This window comes from Streptomyces capparidis, from assembly GCF_054782095.1.
In genome coordinates this window covers 63,757-81,541 of the sequence record NZ_BAAGTD010000012.1, presented here as the reverse complement: position 1 = coordinate 81,541, position 17,785 = coordinate 63,757, and the positions used below count along the sequence as shown (strand labels likewise).

General features: G+C 76.7%; 17 protein-coding genes. 6 read left to right on the top strand and 11 right to left on the bottom strand.

The window, feature by feature from the left end; translation table 11 throughout:
* The first annotated feature begins 64 nt into the window (after positions 1–64).
* Positions 65–427 carry a DUF4180 domain-containing protein gene (locus ACYVO2_RS12555; protein WP_461007798.1) on the top strand — a complete coding sequence of 121 codons (363 nt, stop codon included), beginning with the start codon at positions 65–67 and terminating at the stop codon, positions 425–427.
* Positions 428–509: 82 nt separating this feature from the next.
* Here ACYVO2_RS12555 and ACYVO2_RS12550 read toward each other — a convergent pair whose 3' ends face one another.
* The 3 genes from ACYVO2_RS12550 to ACYVO2_RS12540 form a co-directional block, all read right to left on the bottom strand.
* Positions 510–1,322 (bottom strand): SDR family NAD(P)-dependent oxidoreductase, encoded by an 813-nt coding sequence (locus tag ACYVO2_RS12550; protein ID WP_461007797.1) that lies wholly within the window; start codon positions 1,320–1,322, stop codon positions 510–512.
* Positions 1,323–1,599: 277 nt separating this feature from the next.
* Positions 1,600–2,520: a DMT family transporter gene (locus tag ACYVO2_RS12545; RefSeq protein WP_461007796.1), complete on the bottom strand. Its 921-nt coding sequence runs from the start codon at positions 2,518–2,520 to the stop codon at positions 1,600–1,602.
* Entirely contained in the window at positions 2,517–3,842 is a 1,326-nt protein-coding gene (locus tag ACYVO2_RS12540) for a glycosyltransferase (RefSeq protein ID WP_461007795.1), read from the bottom strand. The genes ACYVO2_RS12545 and ACYVO2_RS12540 overlap by 4 nt, the downstream gene beginning before the upstream one ends.
* Positions 3,843–4,216: 374 nt before the next feature.
* Here ACYVO2_RS12540 and ACYVO2_RS12535 point away from each other — a divergent pair, with 374 nt between their 5' ends.
* Complete coding sequence (locus ACYVO2_RS12535; protein WP_461007794.1) at positions 4,217–5,425, top strand: lactonase family protein; 1,209 nt, start codon at positions 4,217–4,219, stop codon at positions 5,423–5,425.
* Between the two features lie 128 nt (positions 5,426–5,553).
* On the opposite strand, the gene ACYVO2_RS12530 is transcribed toward ACYVO2_RS12535, so the two are convergent.
* Positions 5,554–5,994 (bottom strand): hypothetical protein, encoded by a 441-nt coding sequence (locus ACYVO2_RS12530; protein WP_461007793.1) that lies wholly within the window; start codon positions 5,992–5,994, stop codon positions 5,554–5,556.
* A gap of 265 nt (positions 5,995–6,259) precedes the next feature.
* Between ACYVO2_RS12530 and ACYVO2_RS12525 the strand changes: the two genes are divergently transcribed.
* Positions 6,260–7,588, top strand: coding sequence for an MFS transporter (locus tag ACYVO2_RS12525; RefSeq protein WP_461007792.1), 1,329 nt, complete (start codon positions 6,260–6,262; stop codon positions 7,586–7,588).
* A 13-nt stretch (positions 7,589–7,601) separates the two neighbouring features.
* The gene (locus tag ACYVO2_RS12520; RefSeq protein WP_461007791.1) at positions 7,602–8,789 is read left to right on the top strand and encodes an anhydro-N-acetylmuramic acid kinase; all 1,188 of its coding nucleotides are present in this window, start codon (positions 7,602–7,604) and stop codon (positions 8,787–8,789) included.
* On the opposite strand, the gene ACYVO2_RS12515 is transcribed toward ACYVO2_RS12520, so the two are convergent.
* From ACYVO2_RS12515 to ACYVO2_RS12490, 6 genes are all read right to left on the bottom strand, one after another.
* On the bottom strand, positions 8,771–10,093 hold the full coding sequence (locus ACYVO2_RS12515; RefSeq protein ID WP_461007790.1) for a jacalin-like lectin: 1,323 nt from the start codon (positions 10,091–10,093) through the stop codon (positions 8,771–8,773). The genes ACYVO2_RS12520 and ACYVO2_RS12515 overlap by 19 nt on opposite strands.
* A gap of 186 nt (positions 10,094–10,279) precedes the next feature.
* On the bottom strand, positions 10,280–11,791 hold the full coding sequence (gene arfA / locus ACYVO2_RS12510; RefSeq protein WP_461007789.1) for an arabinosylfuranosidase ArfA: 1,512 nt from the start codon (positions 11,789–11,791) through the stop codon (positions 10,280–10,282).
* A 104-nt stretch (positions 11,792–11,895) separates the two neighbouring features.
* Positions 11,896–12,891 carry an arabinan endo-1,5-alpha-L-arabinosidase gene (locus ACYVO2_RS12505; protein WP_461007788.1) on the bottom strand — a complete coding sequence of 332 codons (996 nt, stop codon included), beginning with the start codon at positions 12,889–12,891 and terminating at the stop codon, positions 11,896–11,898.
* Positions 12,892–12,958: 67 nt separating this feature from the next.
* On the bottom strand, positions 12,959–13,822 hold the full coding sequence (locus ACYVO2_RS12500) for a carbohydrate ABC transporter permease (protein ID WP_461007787.1): 864 nt from the start codon (positions 13,820–13,822) through the stop codon (positions 12,959–12,961).
* Positions 13,822–14,766: a carbohydrate ABC transporter permease gene (locus ACYVO2_RS12495; RefSeq protein ID WP_461007786.1), complete on the bottom strand. Its 945-nt coding sequence runs from the start codon at positions 14,764–14,766 to the stop codon at positions 13,822–13,824. Before ACYVO2_RS12495 ends, ACYVO2_RS12500 begins: the two co-directional genes overlap by 1 nt.
* Positions 14,763–16,124: an extracellular solute-binding protein gene (locus tag ACYVO2_RS12490; protein WP_461007785.1), complete on the bottom strand. Its 1,362-nt coding sequence runs from the start codon at positions 16,122–16,124 to the stop codon at positions 14,763–14,765. Before ACYVO2_RS12490 ends, ACYVO2_RS12495 begins: the two co-directional genes overlap by 4 nt.
* Before the next feature lie 321 nt (positions 16,125–16,445).
* On the opposite strand from ACYVO2_RS12490, the gene ACYVO2_RS12485 reads away from it, so the two are divergent.
* Positions 16,446–16,814 carry a YidH family protein gene (locus tag ACYVO2_RS12485; RefSeq protein WP_461007784.1) on the top strand — a complete coding sequence of 123 codons (369 nt, stop codon included), beginning with the start codon at positions 16,446–16,448 and terminating at the stop codon, positions 16,812–16,814.
* On the top strand, positions 16,811–17,104 hold the full coding sequence (locus ACYVO2_RS12480; protein WP_461007783.1) for a DUF202 domain-containing protein: 294 nt from the start codon (positions 16,811–16,813) through the stop codon (positions 17,102–17,104). Before ACYVO2_RS12485 ends, ACYVO2_RS12480 begins: the two co-directional genes overlap by 4 nt.
* Before the next feature lie 42 nt (positions 17,105–17,146).
* On the opposite strand, the gene ACYVO2_RS12475 is transcribed toward ACYVO2_RS12480, so the two are convergent.
* Positions 17,147–17,728, bottom strand: a complete 582-nt coding sequence (locus tag ACYVO2_RS12475) for an HhH-GPD-type base excision DNA repair protein (RefSeq protein ID WP_461007782.1) — start codon at positions 17,726–17,728, stop codon at positions 17,147–17,149.
* Between the last annotated feature and the right edge of the window lie 57 nt (positions 17,729–17,785).

Below are 17,785 nucleotides of genomic sequence, written 5' to 3'. Positions count from 1 at the left end.
TGCACGTTCGCCCGCTGAATACAGGTTCGCCCGCGCCGGGCGCCGGACACTAGGCTCCGCCTCCATGACCACCCTGCGAACGATCCACGACGTGCCCGTCCTGATGTGCGCCCCCGAGGGCGCGACGATCCGCGGCGAAGGCGACGTGCTGGATCTCGTGGGCAACGCCTCCTACCAGGGCGCCCATTGGGTGGTCGTCCCCGCCGAGCGGTTCGACGAGGCGTTCTTCCGGCTGCGCACCCGCGTCGCGGGCGACATCGTCCAGAAGTTCGTCAACTTCCGCCTGGGGCTCGTCGTCCTCGGCGACATCTCCCGCCACACGGCGGACAGCGAGGCGCTGCGCGACTTCGTCCGCGAGTGCAACCGCGGGCGGCAGACATGGTTCCTCACCGACGAGGAGGAACTCCGGGAGCGGCTGCGGGGGTAGGGGGCGCCGGGGGTGGAGGGCCGGGGCGGCGGTGCCGTGCCCGCGGGGCCGGTCGGGCCTCCCGGGGGCGCCGCCGGGCGGCTCACCCGAACCGGGCCGCCAGCCGCCGGTACACCGCGGGGGCGGCGCCGCGGACCCGGCCGGGCAGGCGCAGCCAGTTGGGGACGTACACCTCGTCGCGGGCGCCGGTGACGGCGCTCAGCACCGCGTCCGCGACCCGCTCCGGCGGGACCGGGCGGGGCCGGGAGCGCGGGTAGGGGGAGCCGCGCCGCTCGAAGAACGGGGTGTCCACGACGCCGGGCACCACCAGGGAGACACCGACCCCGGTGCCGTCGAGCTCGTAGCGCAGGCTGTCGGCGAACGCGGTCAGCGCCGCCTTGGCCGCCGAGTACACCGCCTCGCCGCGCACCCCGAGGCAGCCGGCGATCGACCCGACCAGCACCACCCGGCCCCGCTCGCGCTCCACCATGCCCGGCAGCACCTCGCGGACCAGGTGCAGCACCGACCCCAGGTCCACCGAGAGCAGCCGGTCGATGAGGGACGGCGGCATGGCGCGGAACGGCCCCGCCCAGCCGACGCCCGCACTCGCGACCAGCAGGTCCACCCGCTCCGCCGCGCGCAGCGCCCGCCGCGCCAGGCGCTGCGCGCCGCCGGGCTCGGCCAGGTCGGCGGGCAGGGGCGTGCCCCGGGTGCGGAAGGCGACCCGGCCGAGCCGCTCCTCGTCGCGCCCGCTGAGCAGCAGCCGCCAGTTGCCGTCCGCGGCGAGCCGGTCGGCCACCGCCGCCCCGATGCCGGAGGAGGCGCCCGTGACCAGCGCCACCGGTGGCCCGCCGGCCGGGCCTGCGGGGACGGGGGCCGGCGCGGTGCCGGCCGCCCTGGTGAAGTCCGACGTCACGGTGCTCGTACCGCCCTCTCCTGCCGCCCGCCGGGCGCTCCGGCCCGGCCCGCCCGGCTCCGGCCCGCCCCGGCTCGACGCCGTGTGCCCCGACGCCGCGCGACGGCCGTGCCCGGTGCGCGGGCCGCCCGGGGCGGGGCCGCGCTCGCGGGGCCCGGGCCGGGAGCCTGGCCGGCGGCTCCGCGCGGCCTTTCGGGGAGGTGTTCCCGCACCGGCCCCGCATCTGTCATACAAGTCCCTCGGATGGGTCAGGGCCGCCCGCCCCGGCGTCCCGTCGTCACTCCTCCGGCCCAGCGGTCCCGCCGGGCCGGAGCCGGTCCGGCCGCTGGGCCTCCGCGCGCCGGTGCAGGGCCCGCAGCAGCGGCGAGGTGTCGAGCAGCACGACACCGGCCAGCGTCACCGCCGCCCCGGCCGCCGCCAGGCTCCCGGCGAGCCACCCGGTGCGCACCGCCTCGCCGAACAGCGTCACCCCCACCACGGTCGCGACCACCGGCTCGGTCGCGTCGATCACCGGCAGGCTCGCGGACAGCGGACCGGCCTGGAACGCGGTCTGGATCAGCAGCAGCCCGGCCGCGCTCGCCCCCACCAGCAGATACGTCTGCCAGGCGGTCAGCACCGCGCCCGGCCCTTCCCCGAACCGGTCCACGGTCACGGCGAGCAGCACCGACTGGGTGCCCATCACCACGCCCGCCGCCAGCGCGATCAGCGACGCCCTGGCGGGGCCCCGCACCGCGCGGGCCCCCCTGAGCACCGCCGCCGTCACCGCGCCCGCGGCGGCGAACAGCAGCAGCCACTGGCCGGGCGAGGCGGCCGGCTCACCGCCGTACGGCCGGGCCGCGGCGAGCGCCGTGGCGAGCCCGCCCGCCACGGCCGCGGCGCCCGTCCACTCCCGCGCGCCGAGCCGCATCCGGTGCAGCCGCGCCGCCAGCGGGATCGCGAACAGCAGCTCGCTGACGATCAGCGGCTGCACCAGGCTCAGCGGCCCGAACGCCAGCGCCAGCGACTGGAAGCCGTACGCCAGCACCGCCAGCGCCATGCCCGCCAGCCACACCGGCTGCCGCGCGAGGCCGCGCAGCAGCCGCGGCGACAGGGCCTCCGCCTCGGGGCGGCGGCTCGCGGCGGCCTGCTGGAGCGCGCCGGCCAGGGCGAAGCACCCGCCCGCGGCCAGGGCGGCGCCCACGGCGACGGCCCGGCTCACCGGGCCCGGACGGCCCCTGCCGGCGCACGCGCGGCACCGGACCGCCGCCACGCCGCCCGCCGCCCGGCCGCCTCCCGCCACACCGGCAGCAGGTCCTCGGCGAGCACCGCGTCCCAGTCGCGGTGCCTGCGGCGCGCCGTCCCGCCGGCCCGCTCGCCGATCCGCGCCCGCCACTCGGGCCGGTCCACGAGGCCGGCGAGGGCCAGCGCCCACCCGGCGGCGTCGTCGCGCTCCACGGCCAGCCCGTCCCGCCCGGGGCACTCCAGCCACGCGGTGGTGCGGGCGCCCGCGGGCAGCACCACCGGCAGGTGGCAGGACATGGCCTCGGCGACGACGTTGCCGATGGTCTCGGTCAGCGACGGCAGGGCGAACACGTCGCAGGCGGCGTACACGCGGGCCAGTCGTTCCTGCGGTACCGGGCCGAGCAGGGTGGCGCCGCGCCCCAGCAGCGCCGTGACCCGGCCCGCGTCCGGCCCCGCCCCGGCGACGACCAGGTGCACCGCGCGCCCGGTGCCGCGCAGCCGGTGCACCGCCTCGGCGAGCACCATCACCCGCTTGGAGTCGTCCACCCGCCCGGCGAACAGCACCGCCGTCGCCTCCGGCGGTATCCCGTGGGCGCGGCCCAGCTCCGCGCGGGCGGCGGGGTCGGGCCGGAACCGCCGCCCGTCCACGCCCCGGCCGAGCAGCGCCACCCGGTCCTCGCCGACCAGCGCGGCCACCTCGGCCCGCTGCGACGGCGTGGCCACCAGCACCCGCTCGCACACGGCCAGGCACCGGTCGCGGCGCCGCCGCACCAGCGCCGCCGCGAACGCCTCGGGCGGGCCGGACGGCGGCAGCGCGCGCACCAGCCGCCCCACCCCCGGCAGCCCCTCCGCGGTGCGCCGCCCGTACGCGGCGGCCAGCGCGGTCACGTCGGTGTGCACGGACCCGACCACTCCCGGCAGCCCCGGCAGGTCCGCCCGCCGGGCGCGGCGGGCCAGCCGGGCGGCGGTGGCCGCGAACGCGAAGGAGTGCGTCAGGTGCCACACGTCGTGCCGGGGCAGCAGCCGGGCCAGGGCCGGGTGGTGCGGCGCCAGGTCGGTGACGTCCGCACCGGCGGAGCGGGTCAGCGGCGCCGAGCCCAGCACGGGCCGCAGCGCCACGAACCGCACACCGGGGGAGAGGTGCTGCACGCCGGGGCGCCCGCCCAGCACGTACACGGTCAGGTCCACGTCGCCGCGCGCGGCGGCCGCCTCGGCGAAGCGCTCCCAGCACTTGACGTGCCCGCCCGCGAGCGGGCTCCTGACCAGCTCCACGAGGACCGCGACGGACGGGAAGGACATGGCGTGCACTCTCCTCGGCACAGCGGTCACGCGAGGGTCGGCGGGCCTCCGCGCCCCGGGTGCCCCCGCGGCGGCGAGTCATGCCGGGCGGTGCCCCGGGTGGCGGAGCCGTGCGGGGCGACACCCCGGAAGGCGGACGGCGGCTCCGCCCGCGGCCGCGTCGGCGGGCGGAGGCACCGCGGCGTCGCCGGCGTCGCGCCCGGTGCGCCCGGTTCGCGGTACCTCGCGGTGCGGCTCCGACCGGTGGCGGGGCCGGTTCGGCGTACGGCCGCCCCACCGTGGGGTACGGACAGGTGGAGACCCGCGGGTCTCCGGCACGGCGAACCGCCCACGCCCGGCGCCGAGATCCCGTTCCCGACGAGCACGGAGGTGCCATGACCACCGCGGAGACCACACCACGCCCCTCATCGGCCGGGGGCGGCGGCACCACCCGGCGCCGCCTGCTCGGCGCCGCGGCCGCGGCCACCGCGGCGGGGCTGCTGCGCGGCGGCACCGCCGCGGCCCGCGCCGCCCGCCGCGCGCCGTCCAGGGAAGGGCTCGCGCCCCTGTACCTGGGCACCTACACCACCCACGAGGGCGGCGGCACCGGGGTGGGCCTGGCGGTCCACCACCCGCCTACCGGCGAGATCCGCCCGACCGGGGTGGTCGAGGGCGTCGCCAACCCCTCGTTCCTGGTCCGCTCCGCCTCGGGCCGCGTCCTGTACGCCGTCAACGAGCTGGCCGAGGGCGCCGTCACCGCGATAGCGCTCGACGCCCCGGGCGGCCCCCGGGTGCTGGGCTCGCGCGGCACCGGCGGCGCCGACCCCTGCCACCTGGCGCTCGCCCCCGGGGAGCGCCACCTGCTGAGCGCCAACTACAGCTCGGGCAGCGTCGCCGTGCACCCGGTGCGGGCCGACGGCTCGCTCGGCGAGCGCACCGACCTGGTGCGGCACACCGGCTCGGGCCCCGACCCGAGGCAGCAGGGCCCGCACGCCCACCAGGTGCTGCCCACACCTGACGGCCGCCATGTGCTGGCCGTGGACCTGGGCACCGACACGGTGTACACCTACCGCCTCGACCCCGGCACCGGGCGGCTCACCGAGCGGTCCCGCGCCCGGATGCGCCCCGGGTCGGGCCCGCGCCACCTGGCGTTCCACCCGTCGGGCCGGTTCGCGTACGTGGCGGGCGAGCTCGACAGCACCGTCACCGTGTGCCGGCTGGACCCGGCGACCGGCGCGCTGACCCCGGGCGCCGTGCTGCCGACCGTGCCCGGCGGGGCGCCCGGGGGCGTGCGCAACCTCCCGGCGGAGATCCTGGCCTCGGCCGACGGCCGGTTCGTGTACCTGTCCAACCGCGGGCACGACAGCGTGGCGGTGTTCGCCGTGGAGTCGGGCGGGGCCGCGCTGCGGCTGCTGGGCGCGACGCCGTGCGGCGGGAGCTGGCCCCGGCACATGAGCCTCACCGCGTCCGGTGCGGTGCTGTACGTGGCCAACCAGCGGTCGGGCACGGTGGCCCGGTTCCGTGTGGACCGGCGCTCGGGCGCGCTCACCCCGGCCGGCGCGCCCCATCCGGCGCCGGTGCCGGTGTGCGTGCTGCCGGGGTGAGCCGGGGCGGGTGAGCCGCGTCCGCGCCCCGGCTCGCCCGCCGGCCGGCCCGCGGCGCGGGTGGCCCAGGGCCTGTCGTCGAATTCCCGTCGTCGCCCGTGGGGCAGTCGGGGATTCGACGACGGGCCCTACGGGGCCCGCCCGGCCAGGGAGGACACCCGGGCGGAGCGGTCGAACCCGCCGCGGTCCTCGCCGTGGTGGACGTCCTGGCCCGCGGCGGCCGGGACCGGGGACGCCGCGGTCGGGGCCGGCTGCGCGGCGGGCGCGGTCACGGACGGCACCGCCGGGGAGGCCACGGCGGGGGCCGCGGACGGCAGCGCCGGTGAGGCGCCGCCGCCGGACTCCACCCGGTCCCTGGGCGCCGCCGGGGTGGCGGTGGCGGCGGCCCAACTGCTCAGCCGGTGGCCGGCGGCCTCGTCCAGGCTGACCGGGCGCTGCAACCGGGTGGCCAGCCGCCCGGCCTCCCGGCCCAGGGCGGCCACGTCCTCCCAGCGCAGCCGCAGCACCAGGTGCAGCTCGGCGCTGCCGTCCGGCAGCGCCTGGATCGGCAGGCTGGTGGAATCGTTCATCGGTCGACCCTCCACGGTGTCGGCGGCGGCGAGCGGGAGCGCCGGACGGGGGAGCGCCCGGGTGCCTCCGCGGGGAATACGCGTCCGGGCGCGGCGGCGTTCAAGGCCGCCCCGCCCGGACGGCGGGGACGGCCGTCCGGTGCCGTGCCCTGCGCCCCCTCAGGGGACGTGCCGCCGCGCCCCGCTGACAGCGCGTCCGCCCGCCGTCAGACTCGTGACCGCACCTGGTGCGCCGAGGACCCGGCCGGGTCCGGAAGGGCGGGACATGGCGACCACCGCGCGGGGCCACCGGGAGGCGGCGCCCGGCGCGCGGCCCTCGCGCCGGGCGCTGGTGGCCGGCTCCGTGGGCAACTTCATCGAGTGGTACGAGTTCGGCGCGTACGGCTACTTCGCCACGGTCATCGCCGCGCGGTTCTTCACCCCCGAGGGCGGCGGCGAGGCCGAGGCCCTGGTGAAGACGTACGCGTCGTTCGCGGTCGCGTTCTTCTTCCGGCCGCTGGGCGCCGCCTGCCTCGGCCGCGCGGCCGACCGGTACGGGCGCCGCCCCGCCCTGATCGCCGCGCTGTCGCTGATGACCGCCGCCACCACGCTGATCGGGCTGCTGCCCACCCGGGCCACCGCGGGCGCCGCCGCGCCGTGGCTGCTCACCCTGCTGCGGGCGGTGCAGGGGCTGTCCGCGGGCGGCGAGTTCGGCGGCGCGGTCGCGGTCATGACGGAGTTCGCGCCGCCGGGCAGGCGTGGCCGGTACGGGGCCTGGCAGTCCTTCACCGTGGCGCTCGGCCTGCTCGCGGGCGCCGGCCTGGCCACGCTGCTGGCCACCGCGCTGCCCCCGGACGACCTGCACCGGTGGGGGTGGCGGGTGCCGTTCCTGCTGGCGCTGCCGCTCGGGCTGCTCGCGCTGTGGCTGCGCCTGCGTCTGGAGGAGACACCCTCCTTCACGGCGGCCCGCGCGGACCGGGGCGCGGGCGGCGCGGCGCACCCGCTCCCGGCCGCCGCGCCGCGCGCCGCCGCCCGCGCCGTGGTGCTCGCGGTGGGGCGGGTCATGGGCTGGTCGGCGGCCGGTTACACCTTCCTGGTCGTCCTGCCGTCGTACCTCCAGACCACCCTGGGCGCCGGCTTCCGGGAGGCGCTGGCCGCCACCGCCCTGGCCAACCTGGGGTTCGCCCTGTCGATCCTGCCCGCGGGGACGCTCAGCGACCGGCTCGGCAGACGGCCGGTGATGACGGCCGGGGCCGCCCTGGTCGCCGTAGCCTCCGTGCCGCTGCTCGACCTGCTCCAGCACCCGGGCGCCCCGACCGCCGCCAAGGGCGCCGCCGTGTTCCTCGCGGGCGCCCTGGTCGGCCTGCTCGCGGGCCCCGGCCCGGCGATGCTCGCGGAGGCGTTCCCCGCGACGGTGCGCTGCACCGGGCTGGGCCTGGCCTACGCCCTGTCCAACGCGGTGTTCTCCGGCTCGGCCGGGCTGCTGATCACCGAGGCGGTGCAGCGCACCGGCGACGCGGACGTGCCCGCCTACTACGCGGCCGCCACCTGCGCGGTGAGCGCGCTCGCCCTGCTCACCCTGCGCGGCGACGCCCACCGCGGGCCGCTGCGGTGACGGGGGGCGCGCGGTGCGGGTGATCGGGCTGATGTCGGGGACGTCCCACGACGCGGTGGACGCCGCCGCCGCGGACCTCACCCTGGACGGGAACACGCTGCGGCTCGCCCCGCTCGGCATGATCGCCGTCCCCTACCCGCCGGAGCTGCGCGCCGCCCTGGCCGCCGCGCTGCCGCCCGCCGCGACCACCATGGCCGAGGTGTGCCGCCTGGACACCCGCATCGGCCAGGCGTTCGCCGCCGTCGCCGACCGCGCCGACCGCGAGCTGTGCCGCGGCCGCGCCGAACTGGTCGTCTCCCACGGGCAGACCGTCCACCACTGGGCCGAGGGCGGCCGGGTGCACGGCACCCTCCAGCTCGGGCGGCCCGCCTGGATCGCCGAGCGCACCGGCCGCCCGGTGGTGGCGGACCTGCGCGCCGCGGACGTGGCCGCGGGCGGCCAGGGGGCGCCGCTGGTCGCCGCCGTGGACGTGCTGTGGCTGCGGGGGCGGCCCGGCGTGCCCGTCGCGCTCAACCTCGGCGGCATCGCCAACGTCACCGTCGCCGCGGGCCCGCGCGGCCCCCTTGCGTTCGACACGGGCCCGGCCAACGCCCTGCTCGACGCCGCCGTCCACCACCTCACCGGCGGCCGCGCCGACCGCGACACGGACGGCGCCCTGGCCGCCCGCGGCACCGTGCGCCCCGGGCTGCTGCGCCGCCTGCTCGCCGAGCCCTACTACGCCCTGCCGCCGCCGAAGACCACCGGCAAGGAGCTGTTCGGCCCGCCGTACCTGAAGGCCGCCCTCGACGCCGCGGGCCCGCTGCCGGACGCGGACCTGCTCGCCACCCTCACCGAGCTGACCGCCCGCACGGTCGCCGCCGCGGTGCGGGCCGCCGGCGGCACCGAGGTGATCGCCTCCGGCGGCGGCACCCGCAACCCGGTGCTGCTGGCCCGGCTGCGCGCGGCGCTGGACGGTGTCCCGCTGCGCGCCTCCGGCGAGCTCGGGCTGCCGGAGGCGGCCAAGGAGGCGTACGCGTTCGCGGTGCTGGGCTTCCTGACCGTCCACGGCGTCCCCGGCGCCCTGCCCGGGTGCACGGGCGCCCGCCGCGCCACCGTGCTGGGCGCCCTCACCCCGGGCCGGGACGGGCTGCGCCTGCCGCCGCCCGCCCCGGCGCCGTCCCGCCTGGAGATCGTGCCGGGGGCTCAGCCCACCGGGACGTAGACCACCCCGAGCTGGTCCACCTCGTCGCCGGCCCGGCCGGTGAAGCCCGCGATCCGCCAGCCCGCGGGCGCGGTGAACGTGGCGGCGTCGGCGGTGGGGGTGCCCGCGCTCAGCGCGCGGCCGCCGCTGGTGGTGAAGCGGGCGGAGAACAGGCGGGTGCGGCCGTCCTTCTGCCCGCGGGTCAGCGTCACCGACGTCAGGTGCTCGCCCGGGGCCAGCTCCAGGGTGGCCGGGGTGCCGCCGGTGCCGCCGTGCGTGAACGCCGTGCCGTCGCCCAGGGCCAGGGACACCTGGTCGAGCCGGGCGGCCCCGCGCAGGGTGAGCGCGCGCACCACGGGCCGCTCCGGCAGCGCGGGCAGGTCGGTGAACGGGGTGCCGTGCGGACCGCCGAAGGTGTCGCTCAGCCGGATGCCCTCGGCGAGGGTGTAGGAGAAGTCCACGGTGTGCGGGTAGTGGTCGGACAGCGGCAGGCCCGCCCCGTCGAGGAACCTCGGGTGCTCGTTGCGGTAGTCGCGAGCGGTGAGGTCCACCAACCGGCTGTCCCGGTACAGGATCTTGTCCACCACCTCGCAGCCGTCCGTCACCGCCGCCGGGTCGCACACCAGCGCGGGGGAGCCCTGCGCCGGCTCGGCGCCGCCGCGCTCCAGCTCCACCCAGGCGTCGGTGAGCCCGGCGCCGCGCACCAGGTCCCGGATGTTGTCGCCCGCACGGGTGTACCGGGTGTTGGTGTCGCCCATGACCACCACCGCGTTCCCGGCCGACCGCGCCGCGACGTACCGGGTCAACTGGGTGAGGTTCGCGCGCCGCGCCGCCAGGTCGGCGTCGGTGACCCCGGCGTTGGCGTGCACGTTGTACAGGTCCACGTACACGCCCTCGGCGAGCCGCACCCGGGCGAAGGTGAAGCCCTTCGGGGTGAGGCAGTCCGTGCCGTTGCACTGCTGCCAGCGCACCCGCTCGAAGTCGCTGTACGGCAGGTCGGACAGCGTGTTGAGCCCGTCGCCGAACGGCACCCCGCCGCTGGTGGGGGTCCGGTGCGGGTGGTCGTCGCCGGCGTACAGGGCGGCGTGGTAGTTGAAGTCCTCCTGCACGTTGACGATGTCGTACGCGCCGAGCCGCGGGCTGATCAGCGGAGTGTTCTTCTCCGGGTCGCCGGAGGACAGGCCCTCGGGCAGCCCGGCCACGTTGTAGGTGAGCACACTGAACGAGCCGCCCGCCGCCGCGGCATCCGGAGCGGCCCCCGCCTCCGGAGCGGCCTGCGCCCCCGGGGCGGTGCCCAGGGTGAGCAGGGCCGTGAGCAGGGCCATGGCCGGCAGTGTTGCACGACGTCGCACCGTTTCGGTCCCTTCGTCCATGCCCGGCCCCGTGCCGGGACGCGGCGCCTCGCGGGCCCGCGGGCCGCGAGTCTGGCCCGCCCGCGGGAACGCCGTGTGACGGGGCCGCGAACGACCGCCCGCGGCCCCGTGACCACTCCCGGCCCGCCCCCGCCGGGGCTACTGGGGCAGCAGGCGGATCACGTTCCACGACATCGGCGGCAGCTCGGCCCGCAGCGTCCCGCCGGTGACCGCCGACCCCGCGACCCGGCCCGGCGCCACCCGCTCCGGCTGCTCCGCGGTGTTGGCCGCGTCCGGGTCCCGGTCCGCCAGCACCAGGTGCTCGGCCACCGCGAGCCGTCCCGCGCCGCGCAGCTCCACCTCCAGCGGCAGCGGCGCGCCCTGGCTCCGGTTCACCGCGAACACCGTGACGGCGCCGGTGTCGTCGTCCGCGGTGGCGGTGGCGTGCAGCAGCGGCACCTCACCGAACCGCGCGGTGCGGTGCGCGGGGCCCTCCGGCTCCACCCGCAGCACCCGGCCCCGCCCGTACCTGGACGCCTGGGCGAACGGGAAGAAGGTGGTCTGCCGCCAGGCGGGCCCGCCGGGCTCGGTGACGATGGGCGCGATCACGTTGACGAGCTGCGCCAGGCAGGCGGCGGTCACCCGGTCGCAGTGCCGCAGCAGCGCGATCAGCAGCGAGCCCACCACCACCGCGTCGGTGACGGTGTACACGTCCTCCAGCAGCCGCGGGGCCTGTGACCAGTCGGGCGGCGGGTTCGGGTGCCGCCGCTTCTGGTACCACACGTTCCACTCGTCGAACGAGAGCTCCATGCGCCGCTCGCGCTTCAGCTTCGCCCGCACGTGGTCGCAGGTGGCGACGACGGACTCGATGAAGTGCTCCATGTCCACCGCGGAGGCCAGGAACGAGTCACGGTCGCCGTCGGTCTCCTCGTAGTAGGCGTGCAGGGAGACGTAGTCCACCAGGTCGTACGCCTCGCCGAGCACCTCCGCCTCCCAGGAGGCGAACGTGGGCATGCCGGAGTTGGAACTGCCGCAGGCGACGAGCCGCACCCCGGGGTCGACCAGGCGCATGGCGCGGGCCGTCTCGGCGGCGAGCCGCCCGTACTCGCCCGCCGTCTTGTGGCCGACCTGCCACGGCCCGTCCAGCTCGTTGCCCAGGCACCACAGTTTGATCCCGTAGGGCTCGGGCGACCCGTGCGCGGCCCTGCGGTCGGACAGCTCGGTGCCGCCGGGGTGGTTGCAGTACTCCAGCAGGTCCGCGGCCTCCTGGATGCCGCGGGTGCCGAGGTTGACCGCCATCATCGGCTCCACCCGGGCCTTGGCGCAGAAGTCGAGGAACTCCGCCAGGCCGAACCGGTTGGTCTCCACGGTCTTCCACGCCAGGTCCAGGCGCGCGGGCCGCTGCTCCACCGGCCCGGTGCCGTCCTCCCAGCGGTAGCCGGAGACGAAGTTGCCGCCCGGGTAGCGGACCATGGTGACGCCCAGTTCGCGCACCAGCGCCAGGACGTCCCGGCGCAGCCCCGCCGCGTCCGCCGTGGGGTGGCCGGGCTCGTGGACGCCGGTGTAGACGCACCGGCCGAGGTGCTCGACGAACGAGCCGTACAGGCGCGGGTTGACGGTGCCGACCGTGAACGCGGGGTCGAGGGTGAACCGTGCGGGGAGGGCGGGCATGGCTGCCTTTCTCGTGTGCTTCGCCGAACTGCCGACCGGGGGGCGCCCGGTGCGCGGGGTGGCCCGCGACCGCCCCCGGCCGGTGTGTGCCGGGTGCGGGCGGGTCAGTACACGTACGGCCAGCCCGCGGAGTCCCAGCCGATCAGGTTGATGCCGAGCTTGTTGCGGCCGCCGTCGTCGCGGTCGTAGTAGTGGTAGACGAGCAGGTCGCCGTCGGAGTCGCTCATCACCGACTGCCCGCCGGGGCCGATCACCCGGTCGTGGGTGGCCAGGATCTCGGTGCCGCCGCCGCTGAGCATGGCCTTGCCGCTGCGGTCGGTGTACGGGCCGGTGGGGCTGGTGGAGCGGCCCACCTTGACCTTGTAGGTGCTGGAGGTGCCGGCGCAGCACCGGTCGAAGGACACGAACAGGTAGTAGTAGTTGCCGTGCCGGATGATGTGCGGCGCCTCCACGGCGTTGCCGCCGTCGGGCCGGTACGCCAGGTGGTACAGCGTCTGGTCGCTGCTCAGGCGCTTGCCGGTGTTCGGGTCGATCCGGATCATGCGGATGCCGGACCAGAACGAGCCGAAGCTCAGCCACCAGCGGCCCTGCGCGTCCACCAGCAGCGACGGGTCGATGGCGTTGTGGTTGTCGCTGGTCCTCGTCGAGTGCACGATGCCCTGGTCGGTCCAGGTGCCGGGCTGGCCGCTGCTGCTGGTGGCCAGGCCGATCGCGGAGTTGTTGGAGCCGAAGCTGGACACCGCGTAGTACAGCCAGTAGCGGCCGTTGTGGTACGAGATGTCCGGCGCCCACGGGTCGCGGCTCGAGGAGTAGGCGGACCACCACGACGGCAGCGAGGTGAACGCCGAGCCGCTGCGCCGGAAGGCGGTGCGGTCGGTGGAGGTGCGCGCCTCCAGGCCGCCGTGGGTGGAGTACACGACGTAGCCCTGGGAGGTGCGGATCATCGTCGGGTCGTGCACCAGCACGTCGCCGGTGACCAGGCCGGGGCCCGGGTAGGCCGACGCGGTGGAGGGCAGCAGGGCGACGACGGCCGCGGCCACCAGGGTGACGAGGGTCCTGCTGCGGGTGCGGGTGCGGGTGCGGGTTCGCGTTCGGGTCATGGGCTACTCTCCTTGTCCCGTCTTCGGGAACTCGGTGGGGGGTGCGGGTTCCTTGCGGGGGCGGCGCTCACTGACCGGCGAGACCCGTGTGGGCCACGCCGCGGACGATCTGGCGCTGGAAGGCCACGAAGACCACCAGCAGGGGCAGCCCGGCCAGGATGGCGGACGCCATCACCTGGGCGTAGCGGACCCCGAACGTGCCCTGCACGTTCTTCAGGCCCACCGGCAGGGTCATCTGGCCGGGGTCGGTGGTGACCAGGAACGGCCACAGGAAGTTGTTCCAGGTGCCGATGAAGGTGAAGATCGCCACGGCGGCCAGCACCGGCCGGGACAGCGGCACGACGATCTGCCAGAACACCCGCCACCGGCCCGCGCCGTCCACGAACGCCGCGTCCTCCAGCTCCCTGGGCAGCCCCTGGAAGAACTTCACCAGGATGAACACCATGGCGGGCACCACGATCTGCGGCAGGATGATGCCCCAGTAGGTGTCCACCATGCGCATCTGCACCATCTGGGCGAACAGCGGGGCGATCAGCACCTGCGGCGGCACCATGATCCCGGCGAGCACCAGGCCGTACAGGGCCTTGCGCCCGCGGAACTCGGTGCGCGCGAACCCGTAGGCCGCCATCGCGCTGAGCAGCACCACCAGCACGGTGACGACCGCGGAGACGAACAGGGAGTTGAGCGTCCACCGCACCAGGTCGCCGCCCTCCAGCACCTTGCCGTAGGCGTCGAGGGTGAGGGTGGAGCCGATCCACTCCAGCGGTGTGCTGGTGGTCTCGGCCTCCGGTTTGAGCGAGGTGGCCAGCGCCCAGGCGAACGGCACCAGCCACAGCACGGCCAGGCCGAGCGCGGTGAGCAGCAGCCCTATCCGGCCCGGGGTCCAGCGGGGCCTGCGGCCCGCGCTCGCCTCCGCGGTTTCCGCGGCCATCAGCGGTCCTCCTCACGGACGCGGGTCAGCCGCAACTGGGCCAGGGAGATGACGAGGATCAGTGCGAACAGGATGTAGGAGACCGCCGAGGCGTAGCCGACCCGGTAGCCGGTGAAGCCGACGTCGTAGACGTACTCGATGGCGGGCCTGGTGGACAGGTCGGGCCCGCCGCCGGTCATCAGGTACACCTGGTCGAAGACCTTCATAGACGCGAGCACCTGGAGCACCGCCACCAGGCCGGTGGTGCGCCGCAGCATCGGCAGGGTGACGTGCCGCAGCCGCTGCCACGGCCCGGCGCCGTCGAGCTCGGCCGCCTCGTACAGGTGCTGCGGGATGGCCTGGAGCGCGGCCAGGTACAGCAGGAAGTTGAAGCCGACGGTCCACCACAGGGTGGTGAGCACGATCGACGGCATGGCGTAGGCGGTGTCGGTGAGCCAGCCGACGCGAGTGTCCACGCCGAGGTCGGCGAGCCACTGGTCGAGCAGCCCGAAGCCGGGCTGGTACATCCACACCCAGATGAACGCGACCACCGTGGACGGCAGCATGAACGGGGCGAAGAACGACAGGCGCCACAGCCAGTCCGCGAACCGCAGGTGGTGCACCAGCAGGGCCAGGCCGAGACCGAGCAGCACCAGCGGGGGCGTGCTGAGCAGGGTGAAGTAGACGGTGTTCCACAGCGAGTCCCACATGGCCTCGTCGCGGAACGCCTCGGAGTAGTTGTCGAACCCGACGAAGTCGCCGCCGAGGCCCGCGATGTCCTCGTCGGTCAGGCTCAGCCGCAGGCCCTGCACCAGCGGCCAGAGCAGGAACAGGGCGAACGCCAGCAGGAACGGCGCGGTGAAGACCAGGCCGTGCTCGGTCCAGGACCGGCGCACCGGGGCGGGTTTGGCGGCGGGCGCCGCGGCGGGGGCGCGGGAGCCGGGCCGGGGGAGGGAGACGGTCATACGGGTGTGCTCCCTCCGAGCGGGTTGGGCGTGGCGATGAGCTTGCGCAGTGACGCCCTGGCCTGCGCCACGGCCTGGCGGGGGGTGCGGGAGCCGGTGAGCGCGCCGGAGAACGCCCGGGCGAGGTCGAGCCACATCACGGACGCGGACCCGGCGAACCAGGCGCGGGGGTCGAGGGCCACGTGGTCGATCGCCGAGCGGTACTCCGACTGGGGCCGCATCCGCAGGTACGCCGGGTCGTCGAGCACCGGCCGGTAGGCGGGGACATGGCCGCCCGCCGCCCAGTCGACGCTGTTGCGCAGCATCCAGGCGACGAACCGGTGGGCGGCGCGGTTGGCCTCGCCGCCGCGGTCGCGCCGGTGCGGCAGGACGAAGGCGTGGCAGTCGGCCTGCGCGGTTCGCCGGCCGCCGAACACGGCGGGGACCTGGGTCATGCTGAAGGGGAGCTTCGCGTTGACGTACGTGGTGACCTCCCAGTCGCCGTTGAGGGCGAACCCGGTCTTCCCGCCGTGGAAGGTGGCGACGGTGCCCTGGTAGTCCGCCTTCGCCACGGCCAGGCCGTCCCGGGTGAGGCCGCGCAGGAACGTGAGGACCTCCACCGCCGCGTCGTCGTCGAGGGTGATCGTGGTGCCCTCGTCGTCGAGCACGGTGCCGCCGGTCTGCGCGTAGAAGGTGGAGAACAGCCGCCACGGGCCGACCGTGCCGACGCCGAGGGTCTCGAACACGAGGCCGGGCTCCCCGGTGGCCTCCTTGGCGGCCTCCAGCGCGGCGCGGAACCCCTCGGGACCCGAGATGTCCTTCAGCCGCCCGCCCGGCCCGAGCAGCCCGGCCCGCCGGCAGATGTCGGTGTTGTAGTACAGGACCAGCGGGTGGGTGTCGAAGGGCACCGCGTAGGTCTCGCCGCCGACCCGGCCGCGCTCCCAGATGTCCGGCGGGAAGTCGGCGGGCCGCACCCCGAACTCGGCGAGCAGGTCGAGGTCGAACGGGTCGAGCAGGCGGCCGGGCGCGAAGCCGGGCAGCCGGGCCAGGTGCAGCACGGCGACCTCGGGGGCGCGTCCGCCCGCGCCGGCCATGGCGAGCTTGGTGTAGTAGGGGGCGCCCCACTCCAGGGTGGCGTCCTCCAGGTCGATGCCGGGGTGGGCGGCCCGGAAGTCGTCCAGCATCCGCTGCATGTTGGCGCCGTCGCCGCCCCCGAACAGGTTCCAGTAGCGCACCCGGGTCCCGGCTCCGCCGACGCTGTCCGGGGCGGCGCAGCCGGTGGCGCCGAGGCCGGCGAGCCCGGTGGCCAGGGCGAGGGTGCCGCCGACGACGCTCCGCCGGCTCGGACGGCCCCTCGGTGGGGGTGGAGGCTGCCGCATGTACGTCCCTTCCGGCCACGGTCGCTCACGGTGCGGGGCGGTCCCTGGCGCCCGCGCGAGCGGGCACCGGGAACGGGCACCCGGAGGCCGGAGGCCGACATCCAGATGTCCGGGATCTCGAACACGGTGCGTAACTTCGGACAGGACGGTAGGAGCCGGGACATGGCCGCGTCAACACTCGTGCAGCACCCTGTTCACCCGCCCGCTCACCTGGCGGCGACGCTCGGGACCGCGCGCTGCGCCCGGCCGCGGGCCGTGGCGCGAAGGTGCCTATGCTCGTCGGTATGAGCGAGCGGCAGGCCAGGCACCCGGGGGCGCCCGGTGCGCGGTGACGGCGGCGCGCCCTGGCACGAGCAGGGGGAGGAGCCCGACTACCGGTTCTCCCTCGCCAACGAGCGCACCTTCCTCGCCTGGATCCGCACCGGTCTGGCCCTGCTGGCCGGGGCCGTCGCCCTGGTGCAGTTGCTGCCCCCGCGGCACCGGGCCGGGCCCGCCACGGCGCTCGGCGCCTTCCTCGCGGTCACCGGCACCGTGCTGGCCGCCCTCGCCTACCGCCGCTGGCGCGGTGTCCAGCACGCCATGCGGCTCGGCGGGCCGCTGCCGGCGACCAGGCTGCCGCTGGTGGTGGGCGGCGCGACGACCCTGGCGGGCGCCGCCGTGCTGCTGCTGGTGCTGCTGGACGGGCGATGACCCGGCGCGACCCCGGACTGCAACCCGAGCGCACCGCGCTCGCCTGGCAGCGCACCGCCCTGGCCGCCGCCGTCGCCGCGGTGCTGCTGGTGCGCGGCGGAGTGACCGGCCACGCCCCGCTGGAGACCGCGGCCGGGATCCTGGCGGCGGCGGTCGCGCTGCCCGCGGCCCTGCCCGCCCGCCTCCCGCCCACCACGGCGGCGACCCGCGGGCGGGTCCTCGCGGTGGCCTGCGCGGTCGGCGGCGCCGGGCTGCTGCTGGCCGCGCAGCTCCTGACCGGCGCCGGCTGACCCCGCGGCGCGGGTCGCGTCGGCCGGTCCCGGCCGCCGGGCTCAGCCGCCGGACTTCGCCGCCTGCTTCATCCGCTGCTTGTGGGCGCGCACCCGGGCCAGCGACTCCGGCCCGGTGATGTCGGCCACCGACCGGAACGAGCCCTCCTCCCCGTACGGGCCCGCGGCCTCCCGCCAGCCCGGCGGGGTCACCCCGTACTGCTTGCCCAGCAGCGCCAGGAAGATCTGCGCCTTCTGCTTGCCGAACCCCGGCAGCTCGTTCAGCCGCCGCAGCAGCTCGCGGCCGCTGTCCGCGTCCCGCCACACCGCGCTCGCGTCGCCGTCGTAGTGCTCGACCAGGTGGCGGCAGAGCTGCTGCACCCGCTTGGCCATCGACCCCGGGTAGCGGTGCACGGCGGGCTTGGCCGACAGCAGCGCGGCGAACCCCTCCGGGTCGTGGGCGGCGATCTCGTGGGCGTCCAGGTCGTCGCGGCCCAGCCGCTCGGCGATGGTGTGCGGGCCGGTGAACGCCCACTCCATCGGAATCTGCTGGTCGAGCAGCATCCCGACCAGGGCGGCCAGCGGACTGCGGCCGAGCAGCTCGTCGGCCTCCGGCTGCTGCGCGAGACGGACTGCGGGGCTCATGGGCGGCGCCACCTTCCTGCCCCTCGCGCGGGTGTGCCCGCACGCGCGAGAGGGAGA